The sequence below is a fragment of the Cyanobium sp. Copco_Reservoir_LC18 genome (assembly GCF_009834675.1).
GTDB lineage: Bacteria > Cyanobacteriota > Cyanobacteriia > PCC-6307 > Cyanobiaceae > Cyanobium > Cyanobium minutissimum.
Map to the genome: position 1 here is coordinate 133,184 of NZ_ASAC01000014.1, position 15,497 is coordinate 148,680.

The following is a 15,497-nucleotide window of genomic DNA, read 5'->3' on the forward strand; positions in this document are numbered from 1 at the left end:
TCAGCCCGGCCGGGCCACCACCGGCGGCTTGACGCCGCGGAACCAGACGGTCATCAGGGCCTTCACCATCGGAGCGGCCACGGTGCCGCCGTAGCCGCCGGAGTTCTCGCCGAAGGCGACGATCACCAGGGTGGGCTTACCGGTGGCCGGGGCGTAGCCGCCGAACCAGGCATGGTCGGGACGGGGCGGATCCTCGGCGGTGCCGGTCTTGCCGGCCACGGGCGGCAGGCTGGGGTCGTTGAGGATGGTGGCCGTGCCACTGGTGACCGCCTGGCGCAGACCGGCGTGGAGCACCCGCAGGGTGGCCGGCTTCAGCCCGATCCACGTCCGGGGGTAGTCCCGTTCCACCAGGTGCGGGGTGACCAGCCAACCGCCGTTGGCCACGGCGGCATAGAGGCGGGCCATCTGGATCGGCGTCACCGTCACCGCCCCCTGGCCGATCGAGGAGGTGATCGTGTCGACCGGGGTCCAGGGTTCGCCCAGCACCTCCTTCTTCCAGGCCGGGTCTCCGAGCAGTCCCGGGGATTCCTCGGCGGACAGCTCGCTGCCCGTGCGGCGGCCGAAACCCAGGCGCCGGGCGGCCTTGAACATCTCGTCGGGGCCCACCATCAGCCCCACCTTGTAGAAGAAGCTGTTGCTGCTCACCGCGAGGGCGAAGGGGAAGCCGATGCTGCCGAAGGAGCCGTGGTCGGCGTAGCACTGGCCGTAGTAACAGAAGGAACCCACCGTCGGCACGGTGGAGTTCTCGTTGAGTTTGCCGGACTCGATGCCGGCGATCGTGGTGATGACCTTGAAGGTGCTGGCCGGGGGGAAGCCCTGGAAGGCCCGGTTCAGCATCGGCGCCTCCGGCCGGTTGAGGGCGTTCCACTGGGCGGTGGTGGGGCCGTCGGAGAAGATGTTGGGATCGAAGTTGGGCCGGCTGGCCATCGCCCGCACGGCGCCGGTCTGGGGGTCCATGGCCACGATCGCCCCCTTGCGCACCCCATCGAGGGCCTTCTCCGCCGCCCGCTGCAGGTCGAGGTCGAGGGTGAGGCGCAGATCCTTGCCGGCCTTGGCGGGCTTGTCCCCCAGCACCCGCTGCACCTGGCCTTCGGCGTTGACCTCCAGCTGCTGGCCGCCCCACTCGCCGCGCAGGTGGGTTTCGTAGACCTTCTCCAGGCCGCTGCGGCCGATGCGATCGCTGATGCGGTATCCGTGGTCCTTGAGGGCGGCGTACTCCTCCTCGGTGATGCTGCTCGTGTAGCCCATCACGTGGGCCCCCAGGCTGCCGTCGGGATAGGCCCGCAGCACGTCCTCGGACACCTCCGCCCCCTGCAGCGACCCGGCCTGCTCCCGGAAGCGCAGCACCTGCACCGGCGTGAGCGAGAGGGCCAGGGGAATCCGGAACCCCTGGGCGTTGGCGCCGCGCTTGCGCGCGGCCTCAAGCCGGTCGGCGGGGATCGCCAGCAGGCCGGCGAGCCGGTCGCGCAGCCCGGGCCAGCCGCGGTCGTCCACCTGGAGGGGCTGGAGGTAGAGGTTGTAGGTGAGCCGGTTGGTGGCCAGCACCCGCCCCTTGCGATCCAGCAGGCGGCCCCGCACCGGGTTGCGCGGCAGCAGGCGGATGCGGTTCTCGTCGGCCATCGCCCGGTTCTCGGCCCCATGCAGCAGCTGGAGCCAGGCGAGGCGCCCGAGGATCGCCGCCAGCACCAGCAGCATGAACGTGAGCAGCAGGGCGGCCTGGTGGCCGGTCCCTGTGTGGCGGGTGGAGCCGGCCCCGACCCCGCCGCCGGCAGCGCGCACCATCAGCCGAGTCGGCTCTGGAGCAGGGCCAGGCGCGTCTCGATGCGCTCCAGGGCCGCCAGCAGCTCGGCCGGATCCGCCGGGTCGGCTGGCGGGGGGGCGTCCCAGGCGGGTGGGGCGGCGCCGGGGAACGGGCCAGCGGCGCCCTCCTCGGCGCCGACATCGCGCACCTCCACCTTCATCACGGGGTTGCCCAGGCCCGGCTGGAAGCGATCCAGGTTCTCCCTCACCTGGCTGGCCGCAGGCTCCCCCTCCTGGCGCAGCTGACCGAGGGGATCGGCGCTGGTGCCGTCGAAAGCGGCGAGCACCTCGGCCGGGCCCCCCTTGCGGACCCGCTCCACCACCGCCAGTCCCACCGGCAGCACGTCCTGCATCAGGGCCAGGCGCAGGGAATCGAGGGGATCGGCAGCCATGACGTCGGAACCCGGACCGGGCCCTCCAGTCTGACGTGTGGAACGGCCCCGCTCAGGGTGCGGGTCGCTGAACCCCGGGATCGACGATCACCTGGCCGCAGAAGCGGGTGCTGCCCAGCCACCAGCCGCCGCCGACGGCCAGCACCAGCAGCACGCTGAAGGGGAGCAGGGCCTGGCGGGTGCCCTCGAGGGACAGCCACTCCATCCAGCCGCGCAGCCAGCGGTCACGGTCGAAGCGGCGCCGCTCCCTGAGGCTCTCCTTGCCGCGACGGTCGAGGGCCCGGGCCACCCAGCGCTCGAAGGCCTTCTTCTTGGTGACGGCCATCTTGCGCTCCACCTCCAGCAGGTGGCCGGCGCTGAGGTCGGGGTTGAAGGTGCTGATCAGCTCCAGGCTCTTGAGGAACATCTCCACCGCCCCCTCCTTGATCGCCAGGTCGGCCGGATCGAGGGCGTCCCAGTCGACCTCGGGATAGAAGCGCAACCGGTTGCTGCGGATCTGCTCCTCCGGCAGCTGGCCGGGTTCCCGCAGCCAGCGGTCGGTGTTGGCATCGAAACGACGCCAGTAGAGGAAAGGGTTGAGAAAGACGGTCTTGCCGGCCAGCAGGATGCTGTCCTGCTGCAGGCGGCGGTGCATCTGGGGGTCCTGCTCAGCCCCGGCAGGGCTGCCAGCGACGGCGGGGGAGACGGGAGGCACGGAGCGAACGGCCGGGTGCCGAGATTATCGAAGCCGGCCCCTGGGGGCCAGCCCGGCTCTCCCGCCTACTCCCACTCGATCGTGCCGGGGGGCTTGCTGGTGATGTCGAGCACCACCCGGTTCACCCCCCGCACCTCGTTGACGATGCGGTTGGAGATCAGTTCCAGCAGGTCGTAGGGCAGCCGCGACCAGTCGGCGGTCATGCCGTCCTCGGAGGAGACGCAGCGCAGCACGATCGGGTAGGCGTAGGTGCGCTTGTCGCCCATCACCCCGACGCTGCGCACCGGCAGCAGCACGGCGAAGGCCTGCCAGATCTCGTCGTAGAGGCCGGCGTCGCGCACCTCCTCCCGCACGATCAGGTCAGCGTCCCGCAGGATGTCGAGCTTGTCGTCGGTGACCTCCCCCAGGATGCGGATCGCCAGGCCGGGGCCCGGGAAGGGGTGGCGGCCGACGATCTCCTGGGGCAGGCCGAGGCTGCGGCCCACCTTGCGCACCTCGTCCTTGAACAGACGCCGCAGCGGCTCCACCAGCTTGAACTGCAGGTCCTTCGGCAGCCCGCCCACGTTGTGGTGGCTCTTGATCTTCACCGCCACCCGCTCGCCCGTCTTGGGGTCCACGTTGGTGCCGGCGCTCTCGATCACATCCGGATAGAGGGTGCCCTGGGCGAGGTAGTCGAAGGGGCCGAGGCGACGGCTCTCCTCCTCGAACACGCGGATGAACTCGGTGCCGATGATCTTGCGCTTCTCCTCCGGATCGGTGATGCCGGCGAGCTTGGAGATGAAGCGCTCACGGGCATTGATGTACTCCACGTTGATGTGGAACTGACGATCGAAGAAATCCATCAGGAACTCCGGCTCGCCTTTGCGCATGAAGCCCTGGTCGATGAACATGCAGGTGAGGCGATCGCCGATCGCCTGGTGCAGCAGGAAGGCCAGGGTGGAGGAATCGACCCCGCCCGAGAGGGCCAGCAGCACCCGTTTCTCGCCCACCTGGGCACGCACCTCGCCGATGGCTTCATCGATGAAGGCAGCCGTGGTCCAGTCGGGGATGCAGCCGCAGATGTGGTAAACGAAGTTGCGGATCATCACCATGCCGCAGGTGGAATGCACCACCTCGGGATGGAACTGCACCCCGTACAGGCGGCGGGCATGGTGGGCCACCGCGGCCTCGGGGGTGTTGTCGGTGTGGGCGAGGCGCACGAAACCTTCCGGCAGCGACTCCACCGAATCGCCGTGGCTCATCCACATCGTCGAGCCCTCCTCGACGTTGGTGAGCAGGTCGACCGGGTCGTCGACGTGCAGCGGCGCCTTGCCGTACTCGGCCCGGCCGGCGGCCACCACCGATCCGCCCAGCTGCTGCACCATCAGCTGCATGCCGTAGCAGACCCCCAGCACCGGGATGCCCAGGTCCCAGAGGCCGGGGTCGCAGGTGGGGGCCCCCTCCTCGTAGACGGAGCTGGGGCCGCCGCTGAGGATGATTCCCTTCGGCTGGAGGGCCTTCAGTTCCGCGGCGCTGGTGGTGTAGCCCATCACCAGGGAGAAGACCTCCGTTTCCCGCACCCGACGGGCGATCAGCTCGGAGTACTGGGAGCCGAAATCCAGGATGACGATGGCCGGGTGACGGCGGGAACCGCTGGCGTGGTCCCGTTCCGAACCCGGTGGTGCGGTCTGCGTCGTTTGGGACATCGGCTCGATGGAGGCCTGGGCCTGGGCCCGGTGATCGGTGCCAGCACCCTAGGTCGCGCCCCTGAAGCGTTCCATCAGCGCCGCCCCCACCGGCCCGCAGACCCGCAGCCGGCGCTGGCGGTCGAACAGGGCCGCCCCCACGGCGGCCGGTGGGGCGCCATGGCTGGCCAGGTAGGCCCGGCAGCGGCCCTCGATGGCGGCGGCGATCCGGGCCCGCAGGCGCCCGGCCAGGTCGGGATCGGCCTGCTCCAGAGCGGCCAGGGCGGCCTCCACCGTGGCGGCCCCGTGGAGGGCCGCGAGGGTGGCGCCACCGGCCCCCTCCAGGGCGGCCAGGGCGGTGAGCACCTCGGCACGGCCGTCGGCCAGGTGGTGGTGGGTGTGGAAGATGCCGCCGGCCAGCTTGATCAGCTTGCCCTGGTAGCCGAACAGCAACAGCCGCTCCACCCCCGCCTCGGCGGCCGCCACCAGCACGGGGCCGAGCCAGTTGCCCGCCTTGATCAGCAGCTCCGGCGGCAGGCCCAGCCGGGGGGCCAGATCGAGGCCGTTCTCGCCGATCACCAGCACCAGATCGCCACCGGCCCCCGGAGCGGCCATCCGCGCCGCCAACGCCGCCAGGGTGCGGGCCAGCTGGTCCGGGTCGGCGCCGGCCTGCACCTCGGCCTGGGTGCCGATCAGTGCCAGCCCGTCCACCACCCCGAAGGCGGCGTTGCTGGTGCGCTCCGCCAGGCGGCGGCCGGCGGGGAGCACCAAAGTGAGCCCCAGGCGGCGGCCGGCGGGCACCAGGGGCCGCAGGTTGGCCTCCAGCAGCTGCCGGGCATAGGCGGAGAGACAGGCCTCCCCGGTCGCCGCGTGCACCCCCACCCCTTCGCCGGGCTCCAGCTGCAGCCAGGGGCCGTCGCCCGGGAGCCAGCGGGCCAGCACCCAGACCACCAGGCCGCGGGTGAGATCCAGCCCCTCGCCCGGATCACAGCAGCTTTCCCCCAGGGCCAGACCGTCCCCCAGCGGCGCGGCGGCCCGCACCGGGATCGGCACCACCCCCGGCGGCTGCAGCAGTTCCAGGGACACGGCGGCGTGGAAGGGCTCCCCCTGCAGGGCCCCGAGGGCGGCACGGGCCGCGGCCGCCAGCCACACCGGCAGGGTGAATCCCCGCGGAGGCGCGGAGGGGGGGCGCAGGGAATCGATGGCCGGCGGGAACGCTGTTTTTTATGGTGGTCGATCGCCTTGCCTTCGCCGGGCCCGCGCTCCTTCGTTCCCCACCGCTCATGCAGGACAAGCTCACTCTGATGATCCCCGGCCCCACCCCGGTGCCGGAGACCGTCCTGCAGGCCATGGCCCGCCATCCGATCGGCCACCGCAGCGGCGATTTCCAGAAGATCGTGCGCCGCACCACCGAGCAGCTGCAGTGGCTGCACCAGACCAGGGGCCACGTGCTGGTGCTCACCGGCAGCGGCACCGCGGCGATGGAGGCGGCGATCGTCAACACCCTCAGCCGCGGCGACAGGGTGCTCTGCGGCGACAACGGCAAGTTCGGCGAACGCTGGGTGAAGGTGGCGAAGGCCTACGGGCTGACCGTGGAGGTGATCAAGGCGGAGTGGGGCCAGCCCCTGGATCCGGAGGCCTTCCGCGCCGCCCTCGAGGCCGACACCGCCAGGGAGATCCGCGGGGTGATCCTCACCCACTCGGAAACCTCCACCGGGGTGATCAACGACCTGCAGGCCATCGCCGGCCATGTGAAGGCCCACGGCACGGCCCTCACCATCGCCGACTGCGTCACCAGCCTCGGCGCCTGTGACGTGCCCATGGATGACTGGGGCGTGGACGTGGTGGGCTCCGGCTCCCAGAAGGGCTACATGATGCCGCCGGGCCTGAGCTTCGTGGCCATGAGCGAGCGGGCCTGGACGGCCTACGAGCGCTCCGATCTGCCGAAGTTCTATCTGGATCTGGGCAAGTACCGCAAAGCCGCCGACGACGACAGCAACCCCTTCACCCCGGCGATCAACCTCTACTTCGCCCTCGAGGCCGCCCTGGGAATGATGCAGAAGGAGGGGCTGGAGGCGATCTTCGCCCGCCACGACCGCCATCGCCGGGCCACCCAGGCGGCGATGAAGGCCATCGGCCTGCCCCTCTATGCGGCCGAGGGCCACGGCAGCCCGGCGATCACGGCGGTGGCGCCGGAGGGCATCGATGCCGAGGCCCTGCGCAAGCAGGTGAAGGAACGGTTCGACATCCTGCTGGCCGGCGGCCAGGACCACCTCAAGGGCAAGGTGTTCCGCATCGGCCACCTGGGCTTCGTCTGCGACCGCGACGTGCTCACCGCCGTGGCGGCCATCGAGGCCACCCTGCAGGACCTGGGGCTGGCCAAGGCTCCGATCGGCGCCGGGGTGGCGGCGGCGGCGGCGGCCCTGGCCGGCTGAGCCGCTGGTCAGCCACCCCGGGGCTGCGGACCCCGGGGTGGTGTCCGCAGCCCTTGCTAAGGTGAGGCTTGGATTGACAAAACGCGGGTGTAATTCAGTGGTAGAATGTCAGCTTCCCAAGCTGAACGTCGCCGGTTCGAGTCCGGTCACCCGCTTGATCAACCAGTTCGGGATTGAAGGCCCAAGCCCGACATCCGGCCGAGTCATAACTCCGTGAGTTTGCCGGGTCCTGGCCCCGTTCCTGCAACGGGCAGCTTCCTTTTCCGGAATCCAACGTCGTGGGTCTGGGATAGAAGAGAACCCTGTGCTCCAGGGAAGTCCCAACGGGATTCGCAATTCAGGTCCGGGGCTTGATCAGCTGCAGCACCTGCAGCCCAAGACCACCGGCCCGGCGCTCACAGTCGAGGGCCTGCAGAATCGCCCGGGCGGACCCTTCCATATCCCCCTCGCTGGCGGCCGCACGGGCCTGCTCATTCAGTTCCGCCGCCTGCAGCAGCAGACGCTGACGCGCTGCCGGATCCGACAGTGGGGACACGCCGGACCTTGGCCGTGCGGGTGTTTCCAGCGTCAAGGTAACGGGGGTCGGTGGGCTGGCAACGATCATGACCGGTGAGGATGTCGCAGCATCGAAAACAGGAAAAAAGGGCCTGTCGGCATCCAACGGACCCTTTGCTGTTTTCATCTTACGGGAAACAGTAACAGTCTGTCCCGCCGGGGAAGGAAGGCAGGGAGAAAGAGAGGATCACCCTCCACCCGGCCACGGATCATTCGATTCGCTCGGTGCCGGCTGCCGGCGGGCTCAGGTGCCCGGCTCCTCCCGATTGCCACCCAGGGCGGCGATCTGGGAGCGCAGCTGGTCGGAGCGCTGCAGGTCGCCCCGGGTGAGGGCGACGGCGAGAGCGAATTCCAGCTTCTCGAGCTGGTGGTCGCCCTCTTCCTGGGAATGGGTACGGAGCTGGCAGTGGGGCGCCGGGCTGGAGCTCCGTGGGGCGGCACCCTGGCCGTGCAGAGCGGCGGAAGATGACTGGTAAGGGGAAGTGGGGAAGGCCATGACCCGCTTTCTTTTCATTTTGACACCCTTGACCAGGGGGGCGCGATTCAGGCGGCGGTGGGGTAAGTGATGTCCTCCTGGCTGTCGAACGCCGCGGGGGCCTCGGAGGCGATGGGCGCCTCGGAAGCGGGCACGATCTCCAGCAGGTGGCGGCAGTCCTGCAGCAGCCGCTCGACGTTGTCGAGGCTGGCCAGCTCCTGGGGGTCCGGCCTGGCCTGGTTGGAGGCCTGCAGTTCCACCGCCGCCAGGCGCTGCTCCAGGGTCACCAGACGCTGGGAGAGGGCATGGATGGTTTCGGCGAGATCTTCGGCATTGCGGCTGATGCGGAACGACACCGAGGCGGGGGCCATGGCGGGGAAAGCGACTGGGCTGTGCCGCATGACAACACACCCGGAGCACCCCCTCAAGCACCTGTGGCGCGGATCTCCCAGAGTGGGCCCCGTGGATCGGGCCCAACGTCGGATGAACCATGCCTGGCATCTGCTGATGTACGCGCTGGCCGGACTTGCCGGCGGCCTGCTGGCCCTGCGCACCGGGATCCCGGCGGCCCCCCTGGCCGGGGCCCTGCTGGGGGCCGCCCTGGTCAGCGTCACGGGGCGGCTGGAGGTGGCCCAGTGGCCGGTCGGCACCCGCACCCTGCTGGAGATCGGCATCGGCACCGTGATCGGCACGGGCCTCACCGGCACGGCCCTGCTGGAACTGCGCCAGCTGTGGCGACCGGCCCTTCTGATCACGGTCACCCTGGTGCTCACCGGGCTGGTGGTGGGGCTGGGCTGCAGCCGGCTGATGGGCGTCAATCCGGTGGTGGCCCTGCTGGGGGCGGCCCCGGGGGGCATCAGCGGCATGAGCCTGGTCGGCGCCGAGTTCGGCGTCGGGGCGGCCGTGGCCACCCTCCACGCGGTACGCCTGATCACGGTGCTGGTGATCCTGCCCCTGGTGGTGCGGCTGGTGCTGCCGGCGGCCGCCACCCCACCGGGCGGCTGACCGCCCTGGACAGCGCCGCTGGGGTCGATACGTTGGGCCACCTCGTTCTTCCCTTCCGGTCCGATGGCCACACGCCACTCTCTCTCTCACCGACTGGCCCCGGCCGTCCTGGCGGCGGCGGCCGTCCTGCTGGCCGCTGCCGGCACCGCCCAGAGCGCCCGCGCCGGCAATGACATCGAAGGTCCCGGGGGCAAGGGGGCCCAGGTGTACTGCTTCATGCGCAACAACGGCAACGTCCACGAGGTGAGCTGGAACGCCGCCTATGCGCTGATCAAGCGCCAGAGCGCCGGCCTGTTCAAGACCTCCCCCGAACACGCGGCGGTGATGATCACCGAGGCCGTGGTCCAGAACCCCGGCACCTTCCCCGACTGCGGCCGCTTCCTCGGAGAACTGTTTGCGCCGCGCAGCTCCGGCAGCACCGCGGCCAGCCCGGAACCCGGCCCCACCTCCATCTCGGTCGTCGGCGGTGGTAAGGCTGGTGGCAGCGGCATGACCCGGAGTGAGCGTTACAACTGAGCGGGCCCGCCTGCATCCCTCCATCGGCCCCCTGGGCCTGCTGCTGATCCTGCTGCTGGGCGGCTGTGCCGAGGAGCCCCTGCCCCAGCGGCCGATCACCCGGGAGGACTGCCTGCGGACCGTGAAGCTGGAGGACCTGCCCGGGGCCCTGAGCCAGTGCGACCGGGTGGTGGCGGCCTTTCCCAAGGATCCCGGGCCCCTCAACGAGCGCTTCCTGCTCCATACCCTGGCCGGCAACACCACCGCGGCCTGCCGGGACATCGCCCAGGCGACGGTGCTGGCCGCCGCGGTACCGAAGGACAAGCTGGATCCGATCCTGCGCCAGGACCTGGAGGTGCGCCGCAGCAGCTGCGCCGACGACGCCCCCGCCCGCCCGGGGGGCTGAGGGCGGGCTGGGGCTCAACCGCTCTCCAGCCACTGGCGCACCAGCGCCGGCAGGGCCCGCTGGCGACGCAGGCTGTCCTGGCCCTGCAGCAGCAGGGAGATCCGCTCGGCCTTGCTGGCGATCAGGTCGTCCACGAGCCGGTCGGCCACACCCAGCTGCAGCCAGTGGCTGGTGAGCGCGGCCCCCATGCCGATCCGGTGGCAGCGGTCCTCCGCCTGCTCGGCGTCTCCCGGCGTCCAGGGCCGCTCCACCAGCACCACATGCCGGGCCCGGTGCAGGGTGAAGCCGAGGCCACCGGTGCCATAGGTGGCGATCAGCACGGGGTTCCGGCCCGCCTGAAAGGCATCCACCAGCTGCTGCCGCCGCCGCGGCGGCACGGCGCCCACCAGGGGGCCCCCGTCCCCCGGTCGGCCGAGCTGCCGGTGCAGCGCCAGGGCGGTGGCCACAAAGGCCGTGAACACCACCACCGGCTCGCCGGCCGCCACCAGCTCGGCCACCAGGGTGGCGGTGGCGTCCAGCTTGTGGTGCGAAGCGATCTGGCGCAGGGCCGTGAACACCGCCAGGGCCTCGGCGTCGCGGCGCACCTCGCCGGCCATGGCCCGGCGGCGGTAGTCGTCGATCCGCCCCTGCAGGGCGCGCTCGAAGGCCTCGGCGGCGGCAGGATCGAGGCTGACGGGCCGCTCGAGGCGACGTTTCGGGGGGAGATCCAGACACTGGCCCTTGCGGCGATGGAGCACCAGGGGGCGCACCAGCCGCTGCAGCTCCTCCAGCTGGCTGGCGCCGCTGGCCTGCCAGATCCGCCGTCCCCCCTGCTCCCGCCAGTGCCCCTGGCAGTAGCGCTCCTCGAAGTGGCGCTGGTCGGCCGCCAGGGGATGGCCGATGGCCGCCAGCAGGGGAAAGAGCTGGACCGGCCGGCCGTTCTTCATCGGCGTGCCGGTGAGCAGCCAGATCGCCCGCAGGCGCGGATGGCGGGCCAGACGCAGGAAGGCCTGGGTGCGGGCGGCCTGGAGCGACTGGGCGAAATGGGCCTCGTCGGCGATCAGCACGGTGCCGGCGGCCGGCAGTTCGGCCGGCAGCCGGGCCCAGCTGTGCAGCTCCAGGCGCAGGCCCAGGGCCGCCGCCTCCTGGCGCCAGTGGTGATGCAGCCCCGCCGGGGCCACCACCACCAGCCGGCAGTCGGCCAGGCGCACCAGGGCGCGGCCGGCCACCAGGGCACTGAGGGTCTTGCCGAGACCCATGGCATCGGCCAGCACGGCGCCGCGGCGGGCCAGAAGCCAGCGCACCGCCAGCCGCTGGTGGCGGAACAGCCGCCGGCCGTCGGGAAGGTCATCGTCGGCGGCGGCCGCCGCCACCAGGGCCCGGTGGGGGGGCAGGGGCGGCAGGGGCTGGCCCAGCCAGCCGAACCAGCGGGCCAGTTCCGGGGTGAGCGGAAAGCGGCCGGCGCACTGCTGCTGCAGCGCCGCGGCCGCCTCGAGGGGGAACTGCCAGCAGCCGCGGCGGCTGAGCCACTGGCCCCGGGGGCGGATGGCCCGCAGCTGCGCCTGGGTGACCGCGTCGAACGGACTGACCACCTCGATCAGACCCGAGGCGCCCAGGCGCATCTGCACCAGGGGGGTGGCCAATGCGGCAAAAAGCAATCATGAACACATTGACACCCGGGACGCTGAGGGCAAACTTCCGCCAACCGAGGCGCGCTGATGCAGGCCAGGGATGGAGTCTTTCTCGAAGACCTCTGCCCCAAGCTGCGAGCGCGTCGATGGCGACAGTCGCTGCACCGGATGACCGGCCGCCGCTGCCTCTACTGCGGTGAGGCGTCGGAATCCATCGACCACGTGCATCCGCTCAGCCGCGGCGGCCAGAGCATCACCGAGAACTGCGTGCCGGCCTGCCTGGGCTGCAACGGCCGCAAGGGGGACAGCGATGCGTTTGTGTGGTACCGGAGCCAGCCCTTCTACGACCCGCGCCGGGCGATGGCCCTGCGGGCCTGGACCGACGGCGATCTGCGCCTGGCCCTGCGCCTGCTCCAGTGGGTGGCCCCCGCCGAACCGGAGACGGCCACGGCCGCCGAAGCGGAGGTGACTCACCAGACGCGGCAGGCCTCCACGCCGTTGTGGCGGTGGCAGATGGCCTCCTGATCGAGGGGCTGCTCCGGCGCCAGCACCACGGCCCCCAGCACCAGCGCCACGGCCAGCAGCAGCGGGGCGGCGGCACGGTGGTGGCGCGCCGGGGCCCGGCGGAGGGGGCGGGAGGGCACCAGGCCGGCAGGGAGACTGGCACCGAACGACGAGGTGGTCACGGGATGGGGAAACGGACAGTGATACAGATGTACTGATGACGGTGGATTCTGTCAACCCGGGGGCCGACGGCGGCCGGATCGACCACCCGGCCCTGCCCGCGGCCGCCGCCGCCATCGACCGGATGCTGGTGCTCGGCGGCGGCTACACCGGCCGCCGCCTCGCCCTGGCGCTGGAGGCGGCCGGCGTGCCGGTGCTGCTCAGCCATCGCCAGCCGGCCCCGCCGGGCGACGCCCGGGGCTGGCTGCACTTCGATCCCGACCAGGGCGCCCTGCCCAGCCAGGCCGACCTGGCCGGGGTCAGCCACGTGCTGGTGACGATCCCGCCCGATGCCGGCGGCCGCGATCCGGTGCTGGAGTCCCTCGAGACCCGCCTGCGTCAGCTGGCACCGGTCTGGGTGGGCTATCTCTCCACCACCGGGGTCTACGGCGACACCGGCGGCGCCTGGGTGGACGAGACCAGCCCCACCCGGCCGCTGCTGGAGCGCAGCCAGGCCCGGCTGGCCTGCGAGCAGGCCTGGCGCCGCAGCGGCCTGCCGGTGCAGCTGTTGCGGCTGCCGGCCATCTACGGCCCCGGCCGCAACCCGATGGTGAGCCTGCGGAACGGCACGGCCCGGCTCATCCACAAGCCCGGCCAGGTGTTCTCGCGGGTGCACGTCGACGACATCGTCGGCGCGGTGCTGCACACCATCGCCCTGTCCCCCGAGACCAGGCCCGACACCCTGATCCTGGCGGACAGCTTCCCCTGCCCCTCCAGCGAGATCCTTGGCATGGCCGCCCATCTGCTGGGCTGCCGGCTGCCGGAGGTGCAGCGCTACGACGACGTGGCCGCGGCGATGGGAGCCATGGCCCGCAGCTTCTGGAGCGAGAATCGACGGGCCAGCAGCCGGAGGCTCAGGGACGACCTCGGCTACCGCCTGCTCTACCCCACCTACCGGGAGGGGTTGGCATCCTGCAGCGGCGACTTCTTCTGAGCGCCGAAGATCGAAGGATCGATCAGGGAGGACAGCCCCGTGTCCTTGCCCATCTTGTCCCAGTCGACCACGACCCACTCATTGCGGAAGGCGAGCCCACCACCCAGCAGGAGCACCCCCAGCACCAGCAAGCGGACCATGAACCGACCCCGACAACGCCCGATGGCATGAAAACTACTGCGGATCGCCTCGTCATCGCCCTGGGGGATCCCGCCGGCATCGGCGCCGAGGTGACCCTCAAGGCCCTCGCCCGGCCCCGGCCCGCCGGCCAGGAGGTGGTGCTGGTGGGCTGCGGCCGCTGGCTTCAGGACTGCCACCGCCAGCTGCTGGCCCGCAGCGACGCGCCCCTGGCCGACCCCGATGCGTTCCCCCTGGTGGACATCCCCCTTGAGCAGCCGGTGGTCCCGGGGGTGAGCAGCCCCGCCGCCGGTGCCGCCAGCTTCGCCTGGCTGTCCGCGGCCGTGGCGCTGGTGGGCGCCGGCGGCGGCCGGGCCCTGGTGACGGCCCCGATCGCCAAGGCCAGCTGGCAGGCGGCGGGCCATGCCTACCCAGGCCAGACCGAGCGGCTGGCGGAACTGACCGGCGCCAGCGACGCCGGGATGCTGTTCACCGCCGTGGCCCCCGCCGGCGGCTGGCGGCTCAACACGCTCCTGGCCACCACCCACATCCCCCTGACGGAGGTGAGCGCCCGGCTCGGCCCACAGCTGGTGCACCAGCGGCTGGAGGCCCTGCTGGCCTTCTGCCGCCGCTTCCGGAGCCGGCCCCGGCTGGTGGTGGCGGGCCTGAACCCCCATGCGGGCGAGGGGGGCCACCTGGGGCGGGAGGAGCAGGACTGGCTGATTCCCGCCCTGCGGGAGTGGCAGGGCCGGCATCCCGAGGTGCGGCTGGAGGGACCGGTGCCGCCGGACACCTGCTGGCTGGAGGCGGCCGCCGCCTGGAGGGGCCAGGGCGAAGGGGCGGACGGCTACCTGGCGCTATACCACGACCAGGGGCTGATCCCGGTGAAGCTGCTGGCCTTCGACGCCGCCGTCAACACCACCCTGGGGCTGCCGTTCCTGCGCACCTCCCCCGACCACGGCACCGCCTTCGCCATCGCCGGCCGGGGCATCGCCAGGGCCGACAGCATGGCGGCGGCGATCCAGACCGCCTGGGAGCTGGGCCCGCCCCCGGAGACGTTCGCCCTCAGCCGGCCTTGATCCGCATCAGCACCTGGCCGAATTCCACCGGCGTGCCGTTCTCCACCAGGATCTCCACCACCTCGCCGCTGAACTCGCACTCCAGCTCGTTCATCAGCTTCATCGCCTCGAGGATGCAGACGGGCTGGCCGGCGCTGATGCGGCTGCCCACCTCCACGAAGGGGGCCTCCCCCGGAGCCGAGGAGCGGTAGAAGGTGCCCACCATCGGCGCCGTGACGGCCTGCAGATCACTGCGCACGGAGGCGGCGGGCGGCGGGGGTGCCGAAGGCCCCGGGGCAGGGGCGACCGCGGCCGCGGGGGCGGGAGCCGGCGGTGGGGCCCCGGCCGGTGCCTGCACCATGGTGACCGTCGCCGGCGCAGGAGCCGGCAGGTTGCGGCGCACCTCCAGACGGAAGTCATCGCCTTCGAGCCGGAGTTCCTGGATGTCACTGTCCCCGAGCAGGGCCAGCAGCTGGCGCAGTTGGTCGTGATCGAGCTGCATGGCGATCAGGACTCCCGGCCCAGATAGCTGTCGGTGCGGGTGTCGACCTTGATCTTCTCGCCGATCGTGATGAACAGGGGCACCATCACCTGGGCACCGGTCTCGACGATGGCCGGCTTGGTGCCGCCGGTGGCGGTGTCGCCCTTGACGCCGGGGTCGGTCTGGGTGACCTCGAGCACCACCGAATTGGGCAGCTCCACCTCGAGGGGTTTGCCGTTCCAGGAGACGACGCTCACCTCCATGCCTTCCTTGAGGTACTTGCGGCCGTCACCGATCTGCTTTGCGGTCAGGCGGGTCTCCTCGTAGGAGGCCATGTCCATGAAGACATAGTCGTCGCCTTCCATGTAGGTGTGCTGAAGGGTCGACTTCTCCAGCTGGGCCTGGGGCATGGTCTCCCCGGCGCGGAAGGTCTTCTCGACCACGTTGCCGCTCTGGACCCCCTTGAGCTTGGTGCGCACGAAGGCCGAGCCCTTGCCGGGCTTGACGTGAAGGAATTCGACGACGCGCCAGACCTGGCCATCCAGCTCAATCGTTGTGCCGGTGCGAAAGTCGTTGCTGGAGATCATTCCGGCGGATCGGATCGGGGGATTGTACGTCTGGCTACAGGCCCACCCGCGGACGGCCTCGCCGGA

The 15,497-nt window shown here is 71.4% G+C and carries 20 protein-coding genes and 1 tRNA gene; 8 read left to right on the top strand and 13 right to left on the bottom strand.

Features of this window, described 5'->3' with window-relative positions; all coding sequences use genetic code 11:
- The 5 genes from mrdA to cbiD form a co-directional block, all read right to left on the bottom strand.
- Complete coding sequence (gene mrdA / locus L107_RS08135; protein ID WP_159817754.1) at positions 1 to 1,782, bottom strand: penicillin-binding protein 2; 1,782 nt, start codon at positions 1,780 to 1,782, stop codon at positions 1 to 3.
- On the bottom strand, positions 1,782 to 2,192 hold the full coding sequence (locus L107_RS08140; RefSeq protein WP_159817756.1) for a hypothetical protein: 411 nt from the start codon (positions 2,190 to 2,192) through the stop codon (positions 1,782 to 1,784). Before L107_RS08140 ends, mrdA begins: the two co-directional genes overlap by 1 nt.
- A gap of 52 nt (positions 2,193 to 2,244) precedes the next feature.
- Positions 2,245 to 2,826, bottom strand: coding sequence for a hypothetical protein (locus L107_RS08145; protein ID WP_015109861.1), 582 nt, complete (start codon positions 2,824 to 2,826; stop codon positions 2,245 to 2,247).
- Between the two features lie 125 nt (positions 2,827 to 2,951).
- Positions 2,952 to 4,571 carry a glutamine-hydrolyzing GMP synthase gene (gene guaA / locus L107_RS08150; protein WP_159817758.1) on the bottom strand — a complete coding sequence of 540 codons (1,620 nt, stop codon included), beginning with the start codon at positions 4,569 to 4,571 and terminating at the stop codon, positions 2,952 to 2,954.
- 48 nt (positions 4,572 to 4,619) lie between these two features.
- Positions 4,620 to 5,753, bottom strand: a complete 1,134-nt coding sequence (cbiD, locus tag L107_RS08155) for a cobalt-precorrin-5B (C(1))-methyltransferase CbiD (protein ID WP_159818096.1) — start codon at positions 5,751 to 5,753, stop codon at positions 4,620 to 4,622.
- An 80-nt stretch (positions 5,754 to 5,833) separates the two neighbouring features.
- On the opposite strand from cbiD, the gene L107_RS08160 reads away from it, so the two are divergent.
- Both L107_RS08160 and L107_RS08165 read left to right on the top strand, forming a co-directional pair.
- A complete protein-coding gene (locus L107_RS08160; protein WP_159817760.1) occupies positions 5,834 to 6,985 on the top strand; it encodes an alanine--glyoxylate aminotransferase family protein in 1,152 nt (383 codons plus the stop codon).
- An 83-nt stretch (positions 6,986 to 7,068) separates the two neighbouring features.
- A tRNA-Gly gene (locus tag L107_RS08165) sits at positions 7,069 to 7,140 on the top strand.
- A 182-nt stretch (positions 7,141 to 7,322) separates the two neighbouring features.
- Here L107_RS08165 and L107_RS08170 read toward each other — a convergent pair.
- The 3 genes from L107_RS08170 to L107_RS08180 form a co-directional block, all read right to left on the bottom strand.
- The gene (locus L107_RS08170) at positions 7,323 to 7,520 is read right to left on the bottom strand and encodes a hypothetical protein (RefSeq protein ID WP_159817762.1); all 198 of its coding nucleotides are present in this window, start codon (positions 7,518 to 7,520) and stop codon (positions 7,323 to 7,325) included.
- Between the two features lie 264 nt (positions 7,521 to 7,784).
- Positions 7,785 to 8,036 (bottom strand): hypothetical protein, encoded by a 252-nt coding sequence (locus tag L107_RS08175; RefSeq protein ID WP_159817764.1) that lies wholly within the window; start codon positions 8,034 to 8,036, stop codon positions 7,785 to 7,787.
- Positions 8,037 to 8,083: 47 nt separating this feature from the next.
- Positions 8,084 to 8,386, bottom strand: coding sequence for a hypothetical protein (locus L107_RS08180; RefSeq protein ID WP_159817766.1), 303 nt, complete (start codon positions 8,384 to 8,386; stop codon positions 8,084 to 8,086).
- A 28-nt stretch (positions 8,387 to 8,414) separates the two neighbouring features.
- Here L107_RS08180 and L107_RS08185 point away from each other — a divergent pair, with 28 nt between their 5' ends.
- The 3 genes from L107_RS08185 (at position 8,415) to L107_RS08195 (ending at position 9,921) form a co-directional block, all read left to right on the top strand.
- Positions 8,415 to 9,020, top strand: coding sequence for an AbrB family transcriptional regulator (locus L107_RS08185; protein WP_159817768.1), 606 nt, complete (start codon positions 8,415 to 8,417; stop codon positions 9,018 to 9,020).
- Between the two features lie 63 nt (positions 9,021 to 9,083).
- A complete protein-coding gene (locus tag L107_RS08190; RefSeq protein ID WP_159817770.1) occupies positions 9,084 to 9,536 on the top strand; it encodes a DUF6554 family protein in 453 nt (150 codons plus the stop codon).
- Positions 9,520 to 9,921 (top strand): hypothetical protein, encoded by a 402-nt coding sequence (locus tag L107_RS08195; RefSeq protein ID WP_159817772.1) that lies wholly within the window; start codon positions 9,520 to 9,522, stop codon positions 9,919 to 9,921. Before L107_RS08190 ends, L107_RS08195 begins: the two co-directional genes overlap by 17 nt.
- Before the next feature lie 14 nt (positions 9,922 to 9,935).
- Here L107_RS08195 and L107_RS08200 read toward each other — a convergent pair whose 3' ends face one another.
- Positions 9,936 to 11,522: a DEAD/DEAH box helicase gene (locus tag L107_RS08200; RefSeq protein WP_159818098.1), complete on the bottom strand. Its 1,587-nt coding sequence runs from the start codon at positions 11,520 to 11,522 to the stop codon at positions 9,936 to 9,938.
- 96 nt (positions 11,523 to 11,618) lie between these two features.
- On the opposite strand from L107_RS08200, the gene L107_RS08205 reads away from it, so the two are divergent.
- Positions 11,619 to 12,056 carry an HNH endonuclease gene (locus L107_RS08205; protein WP_094587030.1) on the top strand — a complete coding sequence of 146 codons (438 nt, stop codon included), beginning with the start codon at positions 11,619 to 11,621 and terminating at the stop codon, positions 12,054 to 12,056.
- On the opposite strand, the gene L107_RS08210 is transcribed toward L107_RS08205, so the two are convergent.
- Entirely contained in the window at positions 12,002 to 12,217 is a 216-nt protein-coding gene (locus L107_RS08210) for a serine protease inhibitor (protein WP_159817774.1), read from the bottom strand. The two genes, L107_RS08205 and L107_RS08210, sit on opposite strands and share 55 nt — an antisense overlap.
- A 35-nt stretch (positions 12,218 to 12,252) precedes the next feature.
- Between L107_RS08210 and L107_RS08215 the strand changes: the two genes are divergently transcribed.
- Positions 12,253 to 13,188: an SDR family oxidoreductase gene (locus L107_RS08215; RefSeq protein WP_159817776.1), complete on the top strand. Its 936-nt coding sequence runs from the start codon at positions 12,253 to 12,255 to the stop codon at positions 13,186 to 13,188.
- Here the strand turns inward: L107_RS08215 and L107_RS08220 are convergent.
- The gene (locus tag L107_RS08220; RefSeq protein ID WP_159817778.1) at positions 13,146 to 13,328 is read right to left on the bottom strand and encodes a hypothetical protein; all 183 of its coding nucleotides are present in this window, start codon (positions 13,326 to 13,328) and stop codon (positions 13,146 to 13,148) included. The two genes, L107_RS08215 and L107_RS08220, sit on opposite strands and share 43 nt — an antisense overlap.
- A gap of 27 nt (positions 13,329 to 13,355) precedes the next feature.
- Between L107_RS08220 and pdxA the strand changes: the two genes are divergently transcribed.
- On the top strand, positions 13,356 to 14,384 hold the full coding sequence (gene pdxA, locus L107_RS08225) for a 4-hydroxythreonine-4-phosphate dehydrogenase PdxA (protein ID WP_159817780.1): 1,029 nt from the start codon (positions 13,356 to 13,358) through the stop codon (positions 14,382 to 14,384).
- Here the strand turns inward: pdxA and accB are convergent.
- Positions 14,371 to 14,865, bottom strand: a complete 495-nt coding sequence (gene accB, locus L107_RS08230) for an acetyl-CoA carboxylase biotin carboxyl carrier protein (RefSeq protein WP_181280171.1) — start codon at positions 14,863 to 14,865, stop codon at positions 14,371 to 14,373. The two genes, pdxA and accB, sit on opposite strands and share 14 nt — an antisense overlap.
- A gap of 5 nt (positions 14,866 to 14,870) precedes the next feature.
- Positions 14,871 to 15,431, bottom strand: coding sequence for an elongation factor P (gene efp, locus L107_RS08235; RefSeq protein ID WP_094587042.1), 561 nt, complete (start codon positions 15,429 to 15,431; stop codon positions 14,871 to 14,873).
- Between the last annotated feature and the right edge of the window lie 66 nt (positions 15,432 to 15,497).

Coding starts and splice junctions, on each gene's coding strand:
- L107_RS08215 (WP_159817776.1), top strand. CDS start 12,253: ATGACGGTGGATTCTGTCAACCCGGGGGCCGACGGCGGCCGGATCGAC.
- L107_RS08205 (WP_094587030.1), top strand. CDS start 11,619: ATGCAGGCCAGGGATGGAGTCTTTCTCGAAGACCTCTGCCCCAAGCTG.
- L107_RS08190 (WP_159817770.1), top strand. CDS start 9,084: ATGGCCACACGCCACTCTCTCTCTCACCGACTGGCCCCGGCCGTCCTG.
- L107_RS08160 (WP_159817760.1), top strand. CDS start 5,834: ATGCAGGACAAGCTCACTCTGATGATCCCCGGCCCCACCCCGGTGCCG.
- L107_RS08145 (WP_015109861.1), bottom strand. CDS start 2,826: ATGCACCGCCGCCTGCAGCAGGACAGCATCCTGCTGGCCGGCAAGACC.
- accB (WP_181280171.1), bottom strand. CDS start 14,865: ATGCAGCTCGATCACGACCAACTGCGCCAGCTGCTGGCCCTGCTCGGG.
- efp (WP_094587042.1), bottom strand. CDS start 15,431: ATGATCTCCAGCAACGACTTTCGCACCGGCACAACGATTGAGCTGGAT.
- L107_RS08200 (WP_159818098.1), bottom strand. CDS start 11,522: ATGCGCCTGGGCGCCTCGGGTCTGATCGAGGTGGTCAGTCCGTTCGAC.
- guaA (WP_159817758.1), bottom strand. CDS start 4,571: ATGTCCCAAACGACGCAGACCGCACCACCGGGTTCGGAACGGGACCAC.
- mrdA (WP_159817754.1), bottom strand. CDS start 1,782: ATGGTGCGCGCTGCCGGCGGCGGGGTCGGGGCCGGCTCCACCCGCCAC.
- L107_RS08175 (WP_159817764.1), bottom strand. CDS start 8,036: ATGGCCTTCCCCACTTCCCCTTACCAGTCATCTTCCGCCGCTCTGCAC.
- L107_RS08140 (WP_159817756.1), bottom strand. CDS start 2,192: ATGGCTGCCGATCCCCTCGATTCCCTGCGCCTGGCCCTGATGCAGGAC.
- pdxA (WP_159817780.1), top strand. CDS start 13,356: ATGAAAACTACTGCGGATCGCCTCGTCATCGCCCTGGGGGATCCCGCC.
- L107_RS08220 (WP_159817778.1), bottom strand. CDS start 13,328: ATGGTCCGCTTGCTGGTGCTGGGGGTGCTCCTGCTGGGTGGTGGGCTC.
- L107_RS08180 (WP_159817766.1), bottom strand. CDS start 8,386: ATGGCCCCCGCCTCGGTGTCGTTCCGCATCAGCCGCAATGCCGAAGAT.
- L107_RS08185 (WP_159817768.1), top strand. CDS start 8,415: ATGACAACACACCCGGAGCACCCCCTCAAGCACCTGTGGCGCGGATCT.